The organism is Paenibacillus mellifer (assembly GCF_023195895.1).
GTDB lineage: Bacteria > Bacillota > Bacilli > Paenibacillales > Paenibacillaceae > Fontibacillus > Fontibacillus mellifer.
Map to the genome: position 1 here is coordinate 473,440 of NZ_JALPRK010000001.1, position 15,402 is coordinate 488,841.

The 15,402-nt window shown below is 51.3% G+C and carries 15 protein-coding genes; 9 read left to right on the top strand and 6 right to left on the bottom strand.

What is annotated here, in order from left to right; genetic code table 11:
- Positions 1 to 33: 33 nt before the first annotated feature.
- The 4 genes from M0651_RS02120 to mnmL form a co-directional block, all read right to left on the bottom strand.
- Positions 34 to 984, bottom strand: a complete 951-nt coding sequence (locus M0651_RS02120; protein ID WP_248550187.1) for an alpha/beta hydrolase — start codon at positions 982 to 984, stop codon at positions 34 to 36.
- Between the two features lie 298 nt (positions 985 to 1,282).
- Positions 1,283 to 1,681, bottom strand: coding sequence for a VOC family protein (locus tag M0651_RS02125; protein WP_248550188.1), 399 nt, complete (start codon positions 1,679 to 1,681; stop codon positions 1,283 to 1,285).
- 29 nt (positions 1,682 to 1,710) lie between these two features.
- Positions 1,711 to 2,292 (bottom strand): tRNA 5-(aminomethyl)-2-thiouridylate-methyltransferase MnmM, encoded by a 582-nt coding sequence (gene mnmM, locus M0651_RS02130; RefSeq protein WP_248550189.1) that lies wholly within the window; start codon positions 2,290 to 2,292, stop codon positions 1,711 to 1,713.
- 6 nt (positions 2,293 to 2,298) lie between these two features.
- Positions 2,299 to 3,252 carry a tRNA modification radical SAM protein MnmL/YtqA gene (gene mnmL / locus M0651_RS02135; RefSeq protein ID WP_248550190.1) on the bottom strand — a complete coding sequence of 318 codons (954 nt, stop codon included), beginning with the start codon at positions 3,250 to 3,252 and terminating at the stop codon, positions 2,299 to 2,301.
- 332 nt (positions 3,253 to 3,584) lie between these two features.
- Between mnmL and trmB the strand changes: the two genes are divergently transcribed.
- Complete coding sequence (gene trmB, locus M0651_RS02140) at positions 3,585 to 4,295, top strand: tRNA (guanosine(46)-N7)-methyltransferase TrmB (protein WP_248550191.1); 711 nt, start codon at positions 3,585 to 3,587, stop codon at positions 4,293 to 4,295.
- A 71-nt stretch (positions 4,296 to 4,366) separates the two neighbouring features.
- On the opposite strand, the gene M0651_RS02145 is transcribed toward trmB, so the two are convergent.
- Together M0651_RS02145 and M0651_RS02150 are read right to left on the bottom strand one after the other, a co-directional pair.
- The gene (locus M0651_RS02145; protein ID WP_248550192.1) at positions 4,367 to 5,506 is read right to left on the bottom strand and encodes an MGDG synthase family glycosyltransferase; all 1,140 of its coding nucleotides are present in this window, start codon (positions 5,504 to 5,506) and stop codon (positions 4,367 to 4,369) included.
- A 49-nt stretch (positions 5,507 to 5,555) separates the two neighbouring features.
- On the bottom strand, positions 5,556 to 6,083 hold the full coding sequence (locus M0651_RS02150; RefSeq protein WP_248550193.1) for a phosphatase PAP2 family protein: 528 nt from the start codon (positions 6,081 to 6,083) through the stop codon (positions 5,556 to 5,558).
- A 610-nt stretch (positions 6,084 to 6,693) separates the two neighbouring features.
- Here M0651_RS02150 and M0651_RS02155 point away from each other — a divergent pair.
- The 8 genes from M0651_RS02155 (at position 6,694) to M0651_RS02190 (ending at position 15,234) form a co-directional block, all read left to right on the top strand.
- The gene (locus tag M0651_RS02155) at positions 6,694 to 7,935 is read left to right on the top strand and encodes a glycosyltransferase family 2 protein (RefSeq protein WP_248550194.1); all 1,242 of its coding nucleotides are present in this window, start codon (positions 6,694 to 6,696) and stop codon (positions 7,933 to 7,935) included.
- An 812-nt stretch (positions 7,936 to 8,747) separates the two neighbouring features.
- Entirely contained in the window at positions 8,748 to 9,242 is a 495-nt protein-coding gene (gene infC, locus M0651_RS02160; RefSeq protein ID WP_155607533.1) for a translation initiation factor IF-3, read from the top strand.
- 87 nt (positions 9,243 to 9,329) lie between these two features.
- Positions 9,330 to 9,530 (top strand): 50S ribosomal protein L35, encoded by a 201-nt coding sequence (gene rpmI / locus M0651_RS02165; RefSeq protein WP_059046389.1) that lies wholly within the window; start codon positions 9,330 to 9,332, stop codon positions 9,528 to 9,530.
- Positions 9,531 to 9,573: 43 nt separating this feature from the next.
- On the top strand, positions 9,574 to 9,933 hold the full coding sequence (rplT, locus tag M0651_RS02170; protein ID WP_248550195.1) for a 50S ribosomal protein L20: 360 nt from the start codon (positions 9,574 to 9,576) through the stop codon (positions 9,931 to 9,933).
- Between the two features lie 519 nt (positions 9,934 to 10,452).
- Positions 10,453 to 11,541, top strand: a complete 1,089-nt coding sequence (locus M0651_RS02175) for a BMP family lipoprotein (protein ID WP_248550196.1) — start codon at positions 10,453 to 10,455, stop codon at positions 11,539 to 11,541.
- Positions 11,542 to 11,668: 127 nt separating this feature from the next.
- Positions 11,669 to 13,207, top strand: coding sequence for an ABC transporter ATP-binding protein (locus M0651_RS02180; RefSeq protein ID WP_248550197.1), 1,539 nt, complete (start codon positions 11,669 to 11,671; stop codon positions 13,205 to 13,207).
- Positions 13,200 to 14,273 carry an ABC transporter permease gene (locus M0651_RS02185; protein WP_248550198.1) on the top strand — a complete coding sequence of 358 codons (1,074 nt, stop codon included), beginning with the start codon at positions 13,200 to 13,202 and terminating at the stop codon, positions 14,271 to 14,273. Before M0651_RS02180 ends, M0651_RS02185 begins: the two co-directional genes overlap by 8 nt.
- A 1-nt stretch (position 14,274) precedes the next feature.
- Positions 14,275 to 15,234 carry an ABC transporter permease gene (locus M0651_RS02190; protein ID WP_248550199.1) on the top strand — a complete coding sequence of 320 codons (960 nt, stop codon included), beginning with the start codon at positions 14,275 to 14,277 and terminating at the stop codon, positions 15,232 to 15,234.
- The last annotated feature ends 168 nt before the right edge of the window (positions 15,235 to 15,402 follow it).

The window sequence follows — 15,402 nt, forward strand, 5'->3', positions numbered from 1 at the left end:
GAGGTTCCGGTGTGAAGGCTCGCTTTCTTGTCTTTATTCTGCGGCAACTGCGGCTGACGGCATGCGGCTCTCTAGCCAACCCAGCACATCCGACATCACTTCGTCACGGTTGATTTCGTTTAGCATTTCGTGGCGGCCGCCGGGATAGAGCTTTACCGCGATATCCTTGAGGCCGAGTCGTGTGTATAACTCGGCCAGCCGCCGTACGCCGGCACCGTTTCGGCCAACCGGATCGAGATCGCCGCCGAAGATATAGATGGGCTTCTCCTTAGGGATGCCGCGCATCTTATCCGGACGGTGAATCTCCTGCAGCAGGCCGAAGAAGCCGAAGAAGAAGCCGGCGCTGCACAAGAAACCGCAGTGCGGGTCCGCTATGTATTTATCCACTTCCTTGTCGTCCCGGGAGAGCCAATCGAACGGCGTTCGCGCCGGAAGGAAGTTCCGATTAAAGCTGCCGAAGGTCAATGCGTTCATCAACAGGCTGGGGTGGCTGTCGCCTTGCAGCAGGGCTTGGAATCGGGCCAAGGTACGACCGATGCCCAGCAGGCCTCGTGGACCGTTCGTCCCCGAGAGAATAAATCCGGCGTAAGGCTCCGGTGCCCGGTACATGACCTTCTGGGTCAGGAAGGAGCCCATGCTGTGACCGAGAAGAAACAGCGGCAGGTCCGGGTGCTCCCGGCGGATGATGGCGGAGAGTTGGGTGATATCCTCCGCCATGCCGGTAAAACCTTGCTTGCCCGGCCAGCCCAGTTCCTCCGGACTCCTGGCGGTGCGGCCGTGGCCGCGGTGGTCGTTCGCGTACACGATGAAGCCGCGGGCGGTCAGCACCCGCGCCAGACGTTCGTAGCGCTTGGCGGTCTCCGCCATCCCGTGGGCGATTTGCAACACGCCTCGCGGCGGAGCCCCGGAATCGACAGCGCTCCAGCGGTACACAAAGACGCGATGGCCGGTGTCATTGTCGAAGGTAAACGTATGCTCTTCCACGCACAGCCCTTCTTTCCTTGAATTTAATAAAGGTAGTTCAATAAGTCATCTTTCCATGACGAAGCAGAGCATGCGAAGTGGATTCGACATCGAATCTTGAATTCAGCTGGTCCCAAGCTTATGCTTCCGATGCATGTTTCCTGCGGAAACATTTCAGTTGCTCACGTACCCAAAACGTACGCTCCGCTACTCACTCCCTAGCTTCATCCGACCTAAAGCGTTTTGAAAAAACGCACTTCGGAAGCATACGCTTCGGCCCTGAAAACCTGACTTTTTGAACTTGCACTAATAAAGAACCTCAAGCTAGGAACGCCGGTTGAAACAATTCGATCCGTTCGCCATCCGGGCCGTTGAAGAAGAAGAACCGGCAGCCGTTGGGCAAACTGCGGATTTCCGGATCGAGCCCCGACAGGCCCAATGCGGAAATGCGGGCATACTCCTCTTCAATATCACTGGCCGTAAAGGCGATGTGATTAACTTTGCCTTCATTCGGCAAATCTTCGCCTTCGCGGAGATATACGAGCTCCACTTCAACCGATTCCTGCCCCGGGAAGGTCAGGAAGGCCAGTCGCAGCTGTTCGCCCACCTCACCAATCGAGGATAGCAGCTTCATGCCGATAATTCGTTCATAAAATTCAATGGAATCCTCCAGCGCCGAAACGCGGATTCCAATATGTTCGATTTTGCGAATCCCCATATGAATGACCCCCAATAATTGATGGTTTGTTATCTCTTCTCGATTGCGATTAAATACGGAGCTGCCGACCTTTGCGGCTGTCGGTAGAGGATCGCTTGTCCGGCGGAAGCGGGAAGTGCCGCCGCCCAGGCTTCCACCGCCGCCGCTTCGGCGTCGCCGCCGGGATGGCCAGTGTAGAGGACGGCGGTTAAGATCCCGTGCGGCCGCAGTAAGCCGAGCCCAGCCTCTAGGGCTGGCAGTGTGCTGTCCGGCAGCGTAATCAGCGCCGGGTCGGCGCCCTCGGCAGGGAGATAGCCGAGGTTGAACATCACGGCGCCCAGCCGGCCGTGAACGTCGGCCGGCAGTACGGCCGTCATGTCCGCGTGGCTGGCCTGGAGCAGGGACACGCCGGCTATGGAGTCCGACGGCTCCTTGTCCAGCCTAGCCCGCGTGAGCGCCAGCGCCTGCGGCTGGATATCGAAGGCGAAAACTCGCCCCTTCGGTCCGCAGGCCTTGGCCAGGAACAGTGTGTCCGCGCCTGTACCCGCCGTGGCGTCGACCGCGACGTCGCCGGGCGCAAGCCGCTCGCTCGCGAGCTTATGAGCGAAGCTTAATACCGAGAGAAAGCCCATATTCGATCAGCGTCCTCTCCAGAACTTGCCTTGCCAGGAATCGCGGCGCTTAAGCTCCGCATCGATGGCGTTCAGCACTTCCCATTTCTTGAGACTCCACATCGGTCCGACCAGTAGGTCGCGCGGAGCGTCCCCGGTTAGTCGGTGTACAATCATTTCCGGCGGTAGAAATTCCAGCGTATCCACGATCAGCTTGACGTATTCGTCCTGTTCCAGAAATCGCAGCAATCCCGCCTCATATTGTTTCACCATCGGCGTTTTGCGCATCAGATGGAGCAGATGGATTTTGATCCCTTGCACATCCATGTTCGCCACAGCGCGGCCGGTTTCCAGCATCATTTCGTGCGTTTCTTGCGGCAGCCCGTAAATAATATGCGTGCAGACGCGAATGCCTCTTTTGCGCAGCTTCTCCACCGCATCGAGGTAGCACTGCGTATCATGCGCCCGGTTGATCATCGTAGATGTAGATTCGTGAATCGTTTGCAGGCCCATCTCCACCCAGAGGTAGGTACGCTCGTTGAGCTCGGCCAAATAGTCGACGACATCGTCCGGCAGGCAATCCGGCCGCGTGGCGATGGATAAACCGACGACGCCCGGCTGCTCAAGGATCGCTTCGTAATATTCACGAAGGACCACCACCGGCGCATAAGTATTCGTATAGGCCTGGAAATATCCGATGTACTTGGCATGCGGCCACTTCTGATGCTGCCGGTCGCGGATCGTGGCAAATTGCGTGACCAGATCGTCTCTTCGGCTCCCGGCGAAGTCGCCCGATCCCCGAGCGCTGCAGAAAGTGCAGCCCCCCTTCGCGATCGAGCCGTCCCGGTTGGGACAAGTGAATCCGGCATCCAGCATGACCTTAAATACCTTGTCGCCAAACTCGCGTCGCATCTCGGTATTCCATGTATGAAATCTTTTGTCTCCCCACCAAGTAGGAGTGTCCGTCATCAGTGTACTCATTGTGGCTCCTTCATTTTGTCGCAAAATAATTTATGCATATTTATACAACGGCGAAAGCCCCGCGTTACGCCGCTTCCACTGGATTCATTGTATCAAATTTCGCGCGAAAAGGGGAAGGGTGCTTGCCTGATTCCTTGCGGCAGGTTTCGGAATATGTTATTTTGAAAATATCAAATACGTTGGACCCCAATTCCAAAATATATCGAAAAAGGAATCACTCGTCTCGTCTCCCCGGCGAACGGTTGGTTCCTTTTTCATTACGCGCTTTACATTTGCGGCGATCTTCGGCACAATATTGCAAGGAATGGATAACAAGAAAGCGGAGGAATAACATGCGTTTACGCGGTAGAAAAGGGATACGGGAGAATTTGGAACAGCAGCAGGAGCTGGTTGTCCTGAATCCCCAGGTATATAAAGGACGCTGGGCGGAGGTGTTCGGCAACGATCGGCCGATCCACATCGAGCTTGGCATGGGTAAAGGCCAGTTCATCAGCGGCATGAGTGTGAAATATCCGGACGTGAATTTCATCGGGATGGATATGTACGACGAGCTGATCCGCCGGGCTAGCGAGAAGGTCCGCGCGAAGTGGGACGGGCAGGGAGCGAAGGAGCCGGAAACCGTTCGTCTGGCGCTTGGCAACATCGAAATGATTGAAGAGTTTTTTGCGCCGGGGGAAGTGGAACGTATTTATTTGAATTTCAGCGATCCTTGGCCGAAGAAGAAGCATTGGCGCCGGCGGCTGACCCATCCGCGTTTTCTGGACAAGTACCGCCAGCTTCTGAATGAGAACGGTGAAATTCACTTTAAGACGGATTCACGTGTGCTATTTGAGTTCTCGCTGAATGCTTTCGCTGCTGTGGGGCTGCAGATGAATGACATCTCGCTCAGCTTGCATGAAGGCAGGATCAACGAGGCCCATGTCATGACGGAGTATGAGAGCAAATTCGTTGGACAAGGGATGCCGATTTACCGCTGCGAGGTCATGGTTGGTGAAGCGGCGGTGCGGCGGTACCAGGAGCGGAAGATGGAGATGTTTGAATAACGAACAAAAGCGGAGCAGGATGAATATCCTTAGCTCCGCTTTTTTTGCGACAGGCCCTTCCTTCAGGCCGCTTATTTCCGGATGAAATTCGTATTTGCTAGAAGATCGATGATAGCTTGGGCACTTTGCATCGGCCGGAATAGGGCGATATGTTTCAAGACCTCTTCCCGCTTGCGAACGACATCGTCGTATTGTTCAGTTAACCGTTTGACCCAATTGGTTATGTCGTCTAACGAATTGATGGGGGTTCCCCATCCCTGTTGTGTAAAATAATGAGAATTCTCCTCTTCCTGTCCGGGAAGGGGCTTATGAAACAACATGGGGATGCCTTTAGCCAGCCCTTCGGAGCAGGTCATGCCACCCGGTTTGGTAATCAGCAAATCGGATACTTCCATCAGCTTGTCGATTTCCTTGGTGAACCCGAGCAGATGAATGTTCGGATGAATGAACCGGGGATCCTTCTTCATCTTCTCCAGCGATTTCTCATTGTTACCAAAGCAGAAGATGATCTGGATTTGCTCCCGGTACAAAGCGAGCAGCGAATTGACCGCTTCATCCTTCATGAAGCCCCAGCCCCCGCCCATGACGAGCACCGTAGGCATATCCTTCAAGCCGAATCGCAGGCGGATATCCTCCTTATGGTGGCGCTCCCAGAAGTTGGGGTGTACCGGTATGCCGGTAATTCGAATTTTGTTCTTGTCTACGCCGCGTTCCAACAGTTTCTTCTGCACTTGATCGGTGGAGACGAGGAAACAATTCACTTCTCGACTAACCCAGGCGCCGTGTACATCGTAATCGGTAATCACGGTACAAAGCGGGACGTCCAACATGCCTAGCCGTTTAAGGCGTGAGATGACCGCGCTTGGAATCGGATGGGTACAGACGATCACGTCGGGATGAAGCTGACGGATGATTTGAATCGTACGCGTATAAAAAATCCGATGAAGAGCCAACGTCGTCAATCGGTTCAAAGACTTTTTATAGTTACTGCGATACATCATACGGATAAGCCGAGGTTGCGAGGACACCGTTTTTTTGTAAGCGGTAATGATGATCGGCGCCACTCTAGGGTTTAAAAAACTGCCAAGCTCCAGGACTTTCGTCTGCACGTTTGGCGCGATCTTTCGTAAACTGCTGGAGAGCGCGTAGGCCGCTTGCGTGTGACCGGCTCCAAACCCCTCGGATAAAAGCAAGACTCTCTGTTTTTGCACTGGTTTCACCTTTTCCTGCAAGGTTTTCCTACTGTCTACAATATCCCCTTTAAGCCCATATTGCAACCGTTCCGAGCGCTACGGAGGAGCCAATCACAGCTCCGGCCAGGGTATCCGAAGGGTAATGCAAACCTAAATAAATGCGCGAAACTGCGACGAGCAGAGCCAGCGGTAAAAGAACCAAAATGAGACCAGGCGCAGCCGCCATAAACGGCACAGTGACGGAAAAAATCGCCGTTGTATGACCGGATGGAAACGAATGGTCTGTCAGCGGATTTCGGAAAGTGTTCGTGCCTGGCAACGTTAAGTAGGGCCGGAGGCGTGGATAGGTTTTTTTCACAAGCGCTACCGGAAGATGACTGATTGCAAGCGCAACGCAGGATTGCAGGCCGATTTTGCTCCACGGCTGCGGTGCAGCCAACCAAATGAGCAAGGACGAGAGAATGGTAAACCAGGCTCCCCCCAAATGGGTTAAATGGTACAGCCAGAAATTTAGGAAGCTGCGGTGCAGGCGGCCGTTGATCCCTACAAAGAGCTGCCGGTCAAGTTGTTGAAGCTTATGGAATAAACGAATCATGAAATCCCTCCGCACGATGTTGGGCCGCGTTCTATCAGCCTGAAAACTGCCCGTCCAAGGGCCGTCCGTTTCAAGTAGCATGGCATTTTCAGGTTAGACTTATCATATTTTTAATCAATGGCCTTTTCAAGGACGTTTTTTGTGTTGCCTGCCGTACTCTTTTTTGACTTTCCGTCCATTGCCCCTGTACAATGATTCAAATCATAGCAAATAAGTTTAAAAAAAAGGGTGCAGAATTGTAAACTTTTTGCTGGGTTCTCACGTTTATGTAGATGTAACGTCAATGTTTCGTTAGCCGGTCGATAAAAAAAGAAGAAAATAGAAATAAAAAATGCCAAAAGTGATGAAAATAAGATGTAACCGTACCTGAAAGCAGGATGCGGGGGTCCCGTGTGCCAAAATTGCCGGACTTCAAGGTATTTGAGCGACGGCGGGGTCACAGTGGTTTTGACAAAAGCAGTCAACTCATGGAAAATCGTAATGGTTTAACAAAAGAGCCGGTTATTCGTATCAATGAAAAAAGGGCAAGAAGAACGAAAGGGTCATAAAAACAAAAAAACTCCGAAAACAAACAAAAACAAATCATCGGAGTAAAAGGGGGCAAGAAATCATGTTGGATGTCATCTTGATCTCGCTGCAGGTCGTACTTGCGGTGGTAGGGGTGTATCAATTTGGTTTAGCTTTATTTGGCATGTACAGGAAGAAAAACAAGGTTCAGCACGCACCGAGCAAGTCCTTTGCTGTGTTAGTCGCGGCGCACAATGAGGAACAAGTGGTCGGAGCTTTGATGGAGAATTTGAAGCAGCTTAACTATCCAAAAGAATTATACGACGTGTTTGTCATTTGTGATAACTGTACCGATAATACCGCAAGCATCGTCCGCAGCCATGGCATGAATGCTTGCGTGCGCAGCAATCCCAATTTGCGCGGGAAGGGCTATGCGATTGAATGGATGCTGAAACAGTTGTGGAAAATGCCGCGTCAATACGACGCGGTCGTAATGTTCGATGCCGACAACTTAGCTCATCCGGATTTTCTGCGTGAAATGAATAACGATCTTTGCTCCGGCGCCCGGGTCATTCAAGGTTATATCGACACGAAGAATCCGGAGGATTCCTGGATCACCGCTTCTTACGGGATCTCCTATTGGTATTGCAACCGTCTGTGGCAGCTGTCCCGGACGAACTTGAAGATGGCGAACTTCCTCGGGGGCACGGGCATGTGCTTCGAGACCGAGCTCCTCAAGGAAATCGGTTGGGGCGCAACTAGTCTGGTTGAGGATCTGGAGTTTACGATGCGCTGCGTTGAGCGCGGTGTGTACCCGGTATTTAACTATGACGCCAAGCTGTTCGACGAGAAGCCGTTGACGTTTAAAGCGTCGGCTCGCCAGCGCCTGCGCTGGATGCAAGGTCACTTCACCGTAGCGCGCCGTTACTTCTTCCCGCTCCTCTGGAAGAGTATCAAGGAGCGGAACATGGTGAAGCTGGATATGGCGCTTTACGGGGCTAACGTGTATATCGTGCTGTTGACGTTCCTGCTGACGGCGTTTATCTGGGTTGACCAGTCGCTGCTTCGCGGACCACACTTCGATACACTGTACGGTTACCTGCCGATGTGGGTGTCCTACGTGGCCATCGTGGCGAACGTCTTTATTTTCCTGATGGCGATGTTCCTGGAGAAGGTGAAGTCCAAGAAGGTGTATGCGTACCTAATCCTATTCCCGATTTACTTGATTTCTTGGTGGCCGATCACGTTCTACGCGTTCTTCACGCAAAACAACAAGCAATGGAGTCATACGCAGCATACGCGCGTTGTCCGCCTAGAAGAAGTCCAAAGCAACAAGGTAAGTTAAAAACCAGCTTTTGATCACGAAGTATAAGCTAACGAAGTGGGCTCGGCATCGAATCTTGAATTCAGCCGGGCCCTCCGTGTACTCACGTAGGCTCACCTACGCTGCGCTACTCGGTCCCTGCTTCATCCAACCTTCTCGGTGCTGAAAAGCCGGTTTTTAACTTTTGATTGAAAGTGTAGTTCAAAACCATGGTGGCTGATCACGAAGTAATAGCTAACGTAGCGGGCTCGGCATCGAATCTTGAATTCAACCGGGCCTCCGTGTGATTAAGGTGAAATAGTAACGCTATTCCGGCAGGACGCTGGATTTTTGGTACAATAAGGTGCTTTCATCATCCTATTTACGGCGGGCAAGGGACTTTCGGGTGGTTTAAGCGAAATAAGGTGAAAAAATCACTCTATTTCCCTACAAAACATCGATATCGAGATTATAAGGTGATTCAATCACCTTATTCGCTTCATTCGATTCGCAAACCGATCGAAATCGGATGGCCGTACGTCACTCGAAGGGACACCGGGGAGGAGGCAAGATTTCATTCTCAATTTCCCTTGACTTGGCGCAAGGCACATGATATAGTATTTGAGGTTGCAAGAAAGTTATTGGATTGCAAGCAGAGGCCCCGGCTTCTCACCTGACCGACGTTCGTGTTGGCTGGTCTTGATCCGTTGATTTATGAATGGAATGTTCATGAAGACTAACGACGATCAATGAGGGATGCGGGTGAGGACCTGCATCCTTTTTATGTGTGTGAGTACCGGTCCAAGTCATTACTTAAGACCTTTTGGAGGTGGAGAATTATCAGTAAGGAACATTTGATCAATGATGAGATTCGTGCGAAAGAGGTCCGTCTGGTGGGTGCCGAAGGTGAACAAATCGGAATTACACCGCTGCGCGAAGCGCTGCAGATGGCGATCGACCTGAATCTGGATTTGGTGAACGTTGCGCCGACTGCCAAGCCGCCGGTATGCCGGATTATGGACTATGGCAAGTTCCGTTACGAGCAGCAGAAGAAAGAGAAGGAAGCTCGCAAAAATCAGAAGATTGTGGACATCAAGGAAGTATGGTTCCGCGCGAACATCGAGGAACACGACTACCAGACGAAACTTCGCAATGTGATCAAATTTTTGAAAGAAGGCGACAAGGTAAAATGCTCGGTACGCTTCCGCGGACGGGAAATTACCCACGCCGACATCGGGAAGAAAATTCTCGACCGCGTCAAAGAAGAGGTCGCGGAAATCTCTACCATCGAACGCCTTCCGAAGCTGGAAGGACGCAGCATGATTATGATTTTGGCACCGAAAAACTAAGCGTTTGCTTCTATATATGATCGTTCCGTCTGTGGAATGACTCGGAAGAGGAAGCTAGCGTTCATAAACCTTTGAGGGGGAAGTACAATGCCTAAAATGAAAACTCACAGCAGCCTGAAAGGCCGCTTCAAAATTACCGGATCCGGTAAAGTAAGACGTTACAAAGCGAACCGCAATCACTTGCTGTCCCATAAGTCGAAACGTGCAAAACGTGTTTTGGCCAACAGCCCTGTTGCTTACGCAGGTGACGTTAGCCGCATGAAGCAACAACTGGCAAACTTGAAGTAATTACCGAGATACAATTAACACAACTTTTTGGGAGGTTTTTTAAATGGCAAGAGTTAAAGGCGGATTCGTCGTTCGTCGTCGTCATAAAAAAGTATTGAAGCTGGCTAAAGGTTATTTTGGTTCGAAACACCGTATTTTCAAAACCGCTAACGAGCAAGTGATGAAATCCTTGCTGTACGCATACCGTGACCGTCGTGCAAAAAAACGTGACTTCCGCAGACTGTGGATCGTCCGGATCAACGCAGCGGCTCGTATGAACGGTTTGTCCTACAGCAAAATGATGCATGGCCTGAAGCTCGCTGAAGTGAACATCAACCGCAAAATGCTGGCTGATCTCGCAGTAAACGATCTGAACGCTTTCAATTCTTTGGCAGCTGTAGCTAAAGAAAAAATCAACGCTTAAGTTCAAAAGTTTAAGGCGCTGTTTCCGGTTGATTCCGGGACGGCGCTTTTTTTGGGGATTTCGAGGCAACTCGGATACATAAAGCGAAGCCGGCAGGCTCCCGGCAGGAAACGGCTGTTGATCTTACTCTCGCTGGAAATTAGTGGGGGTGGGCCAAACTGAACTGTCCAACACTGCCGAAAGATCCGCCGGGCAGGCATGGAAAATAGAGAAATTAGGAATGCTATAGGTAAGCCGCACAACATATCCGCATATCCGTAAGAACCTGGGGGAATACCGAAGATTTCGTTGAAAATGCGTCAGAGTGTTCGGGAATAGCAGTGTTTATGGATGGACTTGACATGAAGCGAACATTGGATGATAAATTTGTCAAAAGTAAGCGTTTTATTCAAAATAAAGACGAAAATTATTTAACCCAAGGTTATTAAAAGTATGGATTTTAGCATATTTTACAGGTATAATCGGTCTGTGTGGTCAACTTAGACAAGGCTCACAAAATATTAAGGGGGATTAACCGCAATGAACAAAGCCTTCAAGCTATCTTTACTCATGGTGCTCGCATTTACTCTGATTTTGGCGGGATGCGGCAACAACAATGCAGCGAACAACGGTGGTACAGCCAATACCGGTAACGCCGGCAACACGGCCGACAACACGCAAGCGGGTAACGGCGGAAACACAGCAACCGATGCATCGAAGTTTAAGATTGGTCTCGTAACCGACGTAGGCGGCGTAAACGACAAATCCTTCAACCAATCCGCATGGGAAGCGCTCGAAGCGATGAACAAGGAGCAAGGGATCCAACACAAATACCTGCAAAGTTCCCAAAGCTCTGACTACGTTCCAAACCTGACTCAATTTGTACAAGGCGGCTACGATTTGACTTGGTCGATCGGTTTCGATCTGGGCGATGCGACAAAACAGGTCGCTGACGCGAATCCAAACGTCAAAATGGCGATCATCGACAACGTTGTTGACGCTCCAAACGTAGAATCCGTTACGTTTGCCGAAAATGAAGGTTCCTTCCTGGTTGGCGTAGTAGCAGGTCTGACGACGAAAACGAACAAAATCGGTTTTATCGGCGGTGCCGAAAGCCCGGTTATCAAACGTTTCGAAGTTGGTTTCCAAGCAGGCGTCGCAGCGGTTAACCCGGACGCAAAAGTAACGGTTACTTATGCGGGTGCTTATGACAAGCCGGATATCGGCAAATCTTTGGCAACTCAATTGTTCAACGATGGCGCCGACATCATTTTCCCGGCTGCTGGACAAACGGGGAATGGCGTATTTAACGAAGCAACTGCACGCAACCAAGCCGGCGGTGCTAACAAATTGTGGGTTATCGGCGTCGACAAAGACCAATCGCTCGAATTCGGCGACGAAGTAACATTGACTTCGATGATGAAACGCGTTGACGTTGCCGTTAAGAACGTAACGCAACAAGTGATCGACGGTACGTTCAAAGGTGGTCAAGTTACTAACCTTACGCTGAAAGAAGACGGCGTAGGCTTGCCTGAAGAGAATCCAAACGTGAGCCAAGAAATCTTGGACAAAGTGGAAGAATTCAAGCAAAAAATCGTTAACGGCGAAGTTACAGTACCAGCCGAGTAATAAAGCAAGCGGAGACGTTTACGTCCATATGGACAGTAGAATATAATAGAGTCATTCAAGCAGGCAAGGCCAGTGGATCAACTGGCCTTGTTGCTTGCGTTAATCCCATAATGGTGAGGGTGGTTTCATGAGCGCTGAAGCTCCCGTAGTCGAGTTGAAGCAAATCACAAAACGTTTTCCCGGTGTAGTCGCCAACGACTCCATCAGCCTAACCTTACGAAAGGGCGAAATTCATGCCCTGCTCGGCGAGAACGGTGCGGGCAAATCAACGTTGATGAACATTTTATTTGGCCTCTATCAGCCGGATGAAGGCTCGATTGAGATGAACGGGCAACCGGTGACGATCGACAATCCCAACAAGGCAATCAAGCTGGGAATCGGTATGGTTCACCAGCATTTTAAGCTTGTACAGCCTTTTACGGTTACCGAGAATATCATTCTTGGCATGGAACCGAAAAAGGGACTTAATATCGACTATAAATCAGCGTCCGCCCAGGTGGCGAAATTGTCGGAGCAGTATGGCCTTCAAGTGGACCCTAACTCAAAAATCCACGATATTTCCGTCGGGATGCAGCAACGGGTCGAAATTATGAAAATTCTGTTCCGCGGCGCGGATATCCTTATATTTGACGAGCCGACCGCTGTGCTTACACCTCAGGAAATCGAGGAATTGATGGTCATCATGAGACGGTTGGTGGCGGAAGGCAAATCGATCATTTTGATTACCCACAAGCTGAAGGAAATTATGGAGATTTCGGATCGAGTTACGATTATTCGCCGCGGTAAAGTCATCGATACCGTGGTGACGAATCAGACGAACCCGCAGGAGTTGGCGGAGAAGATGGTTGGCCGGGGAGTCTCCTTCAAGGTAGATAAACAAGAACCTCAAATTGGACAACCTGTCTTGAAACTAAGCGATTTGAAAGCCAAGGGCAAGCATGGCCTCCATGTGCTGGACGGACTCAACCTGGAGGTGCGTGCTGGAGAAATCGTCGGTATCGCCGGGGTTGATGGTAACGGGCAAACCGAATTGATTGAAGCAATCACGGGACTTCGCAAAATCGAATCCGGCTCGATCCATCTTTCGGGCAAGGAGATTACCAATCTACCGGCGCGAAAGGTCATCGAAAGCGGGTTGTCCCACATCCCTGAGGACCGTCACAAGCATGGCTTGGTGCTGGATTTCTCCGTCAGCGAGAATATGGTGCTAGAAACATATTATCAAGCGCCATACAGCAAGGGTGGTCTGCTGAATCAGCGGGCGATCGATGAACATGCCAAGCAATTAGTTGAGGCGTTTGATGTGCGTACGCCAAGCGTGGAAACGAAGGCGCGCTCCCTGTCCGGGGGGAATCAGCAGAAGGCGATTATTGCGCGGGAAATAGATAAGAACCCGGACCTGTTGATCGCAGCTCAGCCGACGCGAGGACTGGACGTTGGGGCAATCGAATTCGTTCATAAGCAGCTGATTGCGCAGCGGGACCAAGGCAAGGCGGTATTGTTGATCTCTTTCGAGCTGGACGAGATTATGAACGTATCCGATCGGATTGCCGTCATTTATGAAGGGCGGATCGTCGGCGAAGTGCTTCCACAGGAAACCAACGATCAAGAGCTTGGCCTAATGATGGCGGGAAGCCTGGAACGGGGAGGTCAAAGCGTTGGATAAATTGCGAAAAATATTTACATTGGACAGCGTTATTCTGCCGCTGGTTGCCATCGTGCTTGGTTTGTTGGTTGGCGCAGTGGTCATGCTGATCGGGGGATACAATCCGATCGTCGCGTATAGCGCGCTGCTGCAGCGGGTTGTAGGCAATCCTTATGACTTTGGTGAAACGATTCGGCAAATTACGCCGCTTATGTTTACGGGTCTAGCAGTTGCGTTTGCATTCCGTTCCGGGATGTTTAATATCGGTGCGGACGGCCAGGTTTTAATCGGTATGACCGCGGCAACGGCGGTATCGTTGTCGTTCTCAGGACTACCGTCTGGCATCCTGGTTCCTCTGGCAGTGATTGCCGGGGGGATCGGTGGCGGTCTCTGGGCTGGCATTGCAGGTTATCTGAAAGCCAAACGGGGCATCAATGAGGTTATTACCACGATCATGTTGAACTGGACGGCGTTGTATTTATCAAATTACGTCATCCGTAATTTCTATCTCCTGAAGGGCCAAAACCGTTCCGAAGACATCGCAGCTTCCGCCTCGATGACGTTCCTGAATGACGTATTTAACAATGCGCGGATCCATTGGGGAACGGTCATCGCTCTTCTGACAGCGATATTCTTCTTTGTTTACCTCTGGAAAACGAAGCAAGGTTACGAAATGCGTTCCGTTGGTTTGAACCCGAATGCGGCGGAATACGCCGGGATGAATGTTAGCCGAAACATCGTTAAAGCGATGTTCATCAGCGGGGTGTTCGCCGGCCTGGCCGGGACCTTCGAGGTGCTTGGCGTGTTCCATTATCAATCGGTCTTCGCGGCTTCTCCAGGGTATGGGTTTGACGGCATTGCCGTCGCGCTGCTTGGGATGAACCATCCGTTTGGTGTGGTGCTTGGATCGATTCTGTACGGCGTGCTGACCTACGGCTCGGCGGGGATGAGCTTCAGCGCCGGGGTGCCTCCGGAGCTGATCAAGATCGTGATCGGCTCGATCATATTCTTCATTGCCGCTCAGGGCATCGTGAGAATCGTGCTGAAGCCGTTTTACCTGAAGCGCAAGAAAGAGAAGGTGTCGTAAGATGGACGTACTTACACTGCTTGGTCAATTGCTGAACTCTACCCTCGTGTTTTCGACGGCGTTGATCTTTACGGCGCTTGGCGGCATTTTCTCGGAGCGATCCGGCGTTGTAAATATCGGCTTGGAAGGGTTAATGATATTTGGCGCATTTGCCGCCGGCGTAGGGACCTATTATGCCCAAGAAGCAGGCATGGGTGCTTTCTCACCGTGGGTTGGGGTCATTGCGGCTATGGTGATGGGTGCGATTGGCGCATTGATCCATGCCGTTGCTACGATCACGTTTAAGGCGGATCAGACGATCAGCGGGATTGTCATCAACTTCCTGGCAGCGGGTTTGACCGTATACATCGTCAAATTGCTGTTTGAAGGGGCAGCCGAAACCCCGCTCGTTACGGTGTTCCATAAAGTCCCGATCCCGATTCTGCGCGACATCCCCATTATCGGAGAGGGCTTCTTCAACTCGTATCCGACGACGTATTTGGCATTGATCCTCGTCGTGGTCATTTACTTTGTACTGTTCAAGACCCCGTTTGGGTTACGACTGCGTTCTGTCGGCGAACATCCAAGCGCGGCGGACACGTTGGGTGTAAATGTCACGAAAATGCGTTACATCGGCGTGCTCCTCAGCGGTATGCTCGGGGGGATCGGCGGCGCAACGATCACATTGACGACGACCAGTACGTTTGCTCATAACACGATTTCCGGCCAGGGCTTTATTGCCATCGCGGCGATGATCTTTGGCAAATGGAACCCGCTCGGTGCTTTCGGAGCGGCGATGTTCTTTGGTTTCTCGCAGGCGATTCGCAACTACGTACAGTTGTTTGAATGGTCGAGAAGCATTCCTCAGGAATTTATCTTTATGATCCCTTACGTGTTGACGATTATCGTCCTCGTTGGAGCGGTAGGACGTTCCTCGGCGCCGGCGGCGCTAGGTACACCATACGATCCGGGGAAACGTTAGAAAGAAGCAAAAGGATGCTGCATGGGCAGCATCCTTTTTTTTTGCGTTATTTAGGGGGAGAAGCCCGATTGTTGGAAGACAAGGCGATGGTGTAAGCAGGAATCGGGACGAGTGAATAGGTTAGGGGTGAACACAAAATAGCCGATTCAAACGGTTCGGCCAGAGCGG

Coding starts and splice junctions, on each gene's coding strand:
- M0651_RS02125 (WP_248550188.1), bottom strand. CDS start 1,681: ATGGGGATTCGCAAAATCGAACATATTGGAATCCGCGTTTCGGCGCTG.
- mnmM (WP_248550189.1), bottom strand. CDS start 2,292: ATGGGCTTTCTCTCGGTATTAAGCTTCGCTCATAAGCTCGCGAGCGAG.
- mnmL (WP_248550190.1), bottom strand. CDS start 3,252: ATGAGTACACTGATGACGGACACTCCTACTTGGTGGGGAGACAAAAGA.
- trmB (WP_248550191.1), top strand. CDS start 3,585: ATGCGTTTACGCGGTAGAAAAGGGATACGGGAGAATTTGGAACAGCAG.
- M0651_RS02150 (WP_248550193.1), bottom strand. CDS start 6,083: ATGATTCGTTTATTCCATAAGCTTCAACAACTTGACCGGCAGCTCTTT.
- M0651_RS02155 (WP_248550194.1), top strand. CDS start 6,694: ATGTTGGATGTCATCTTGATCTCGCTGCAGGTCGTACTTGCGGTGGTA.
- rpmI (WP_059046389.1), top strand. CDS start 9,330: ATGCCTAAAATGAAAACTCACAGCAGCCTGAAAGGCCGCTTCAAAATT.
- rplT (WP_248550195.1), top strand. CDS start 9,574: ATGGCAAGAGTTAAAGGCGGATTCGTCGTTCGTCGTCGTCATAAAAAA.
- M0651_RS02175 (WP_248550196.1), top strand. CDS start 10,453: ATGAACAAAGCCTTCAAGCTATCTTTACTCATGGTGCTCGCATTTACT.
- M0651_RS02180 (WP_248550197.1), top strand. CDS start 11,669: ATGAGCGCTGAAGCTCCCGTAGTCGAGTTGAAGCAAATCACAAAACGT.
- M0651_RS02190 (WP_248550199.1), top strand. CDS start 14,275: ATGGACGTACTTACACTGCTTGGTCAATTGCTGAACTCTACCCTCGTG.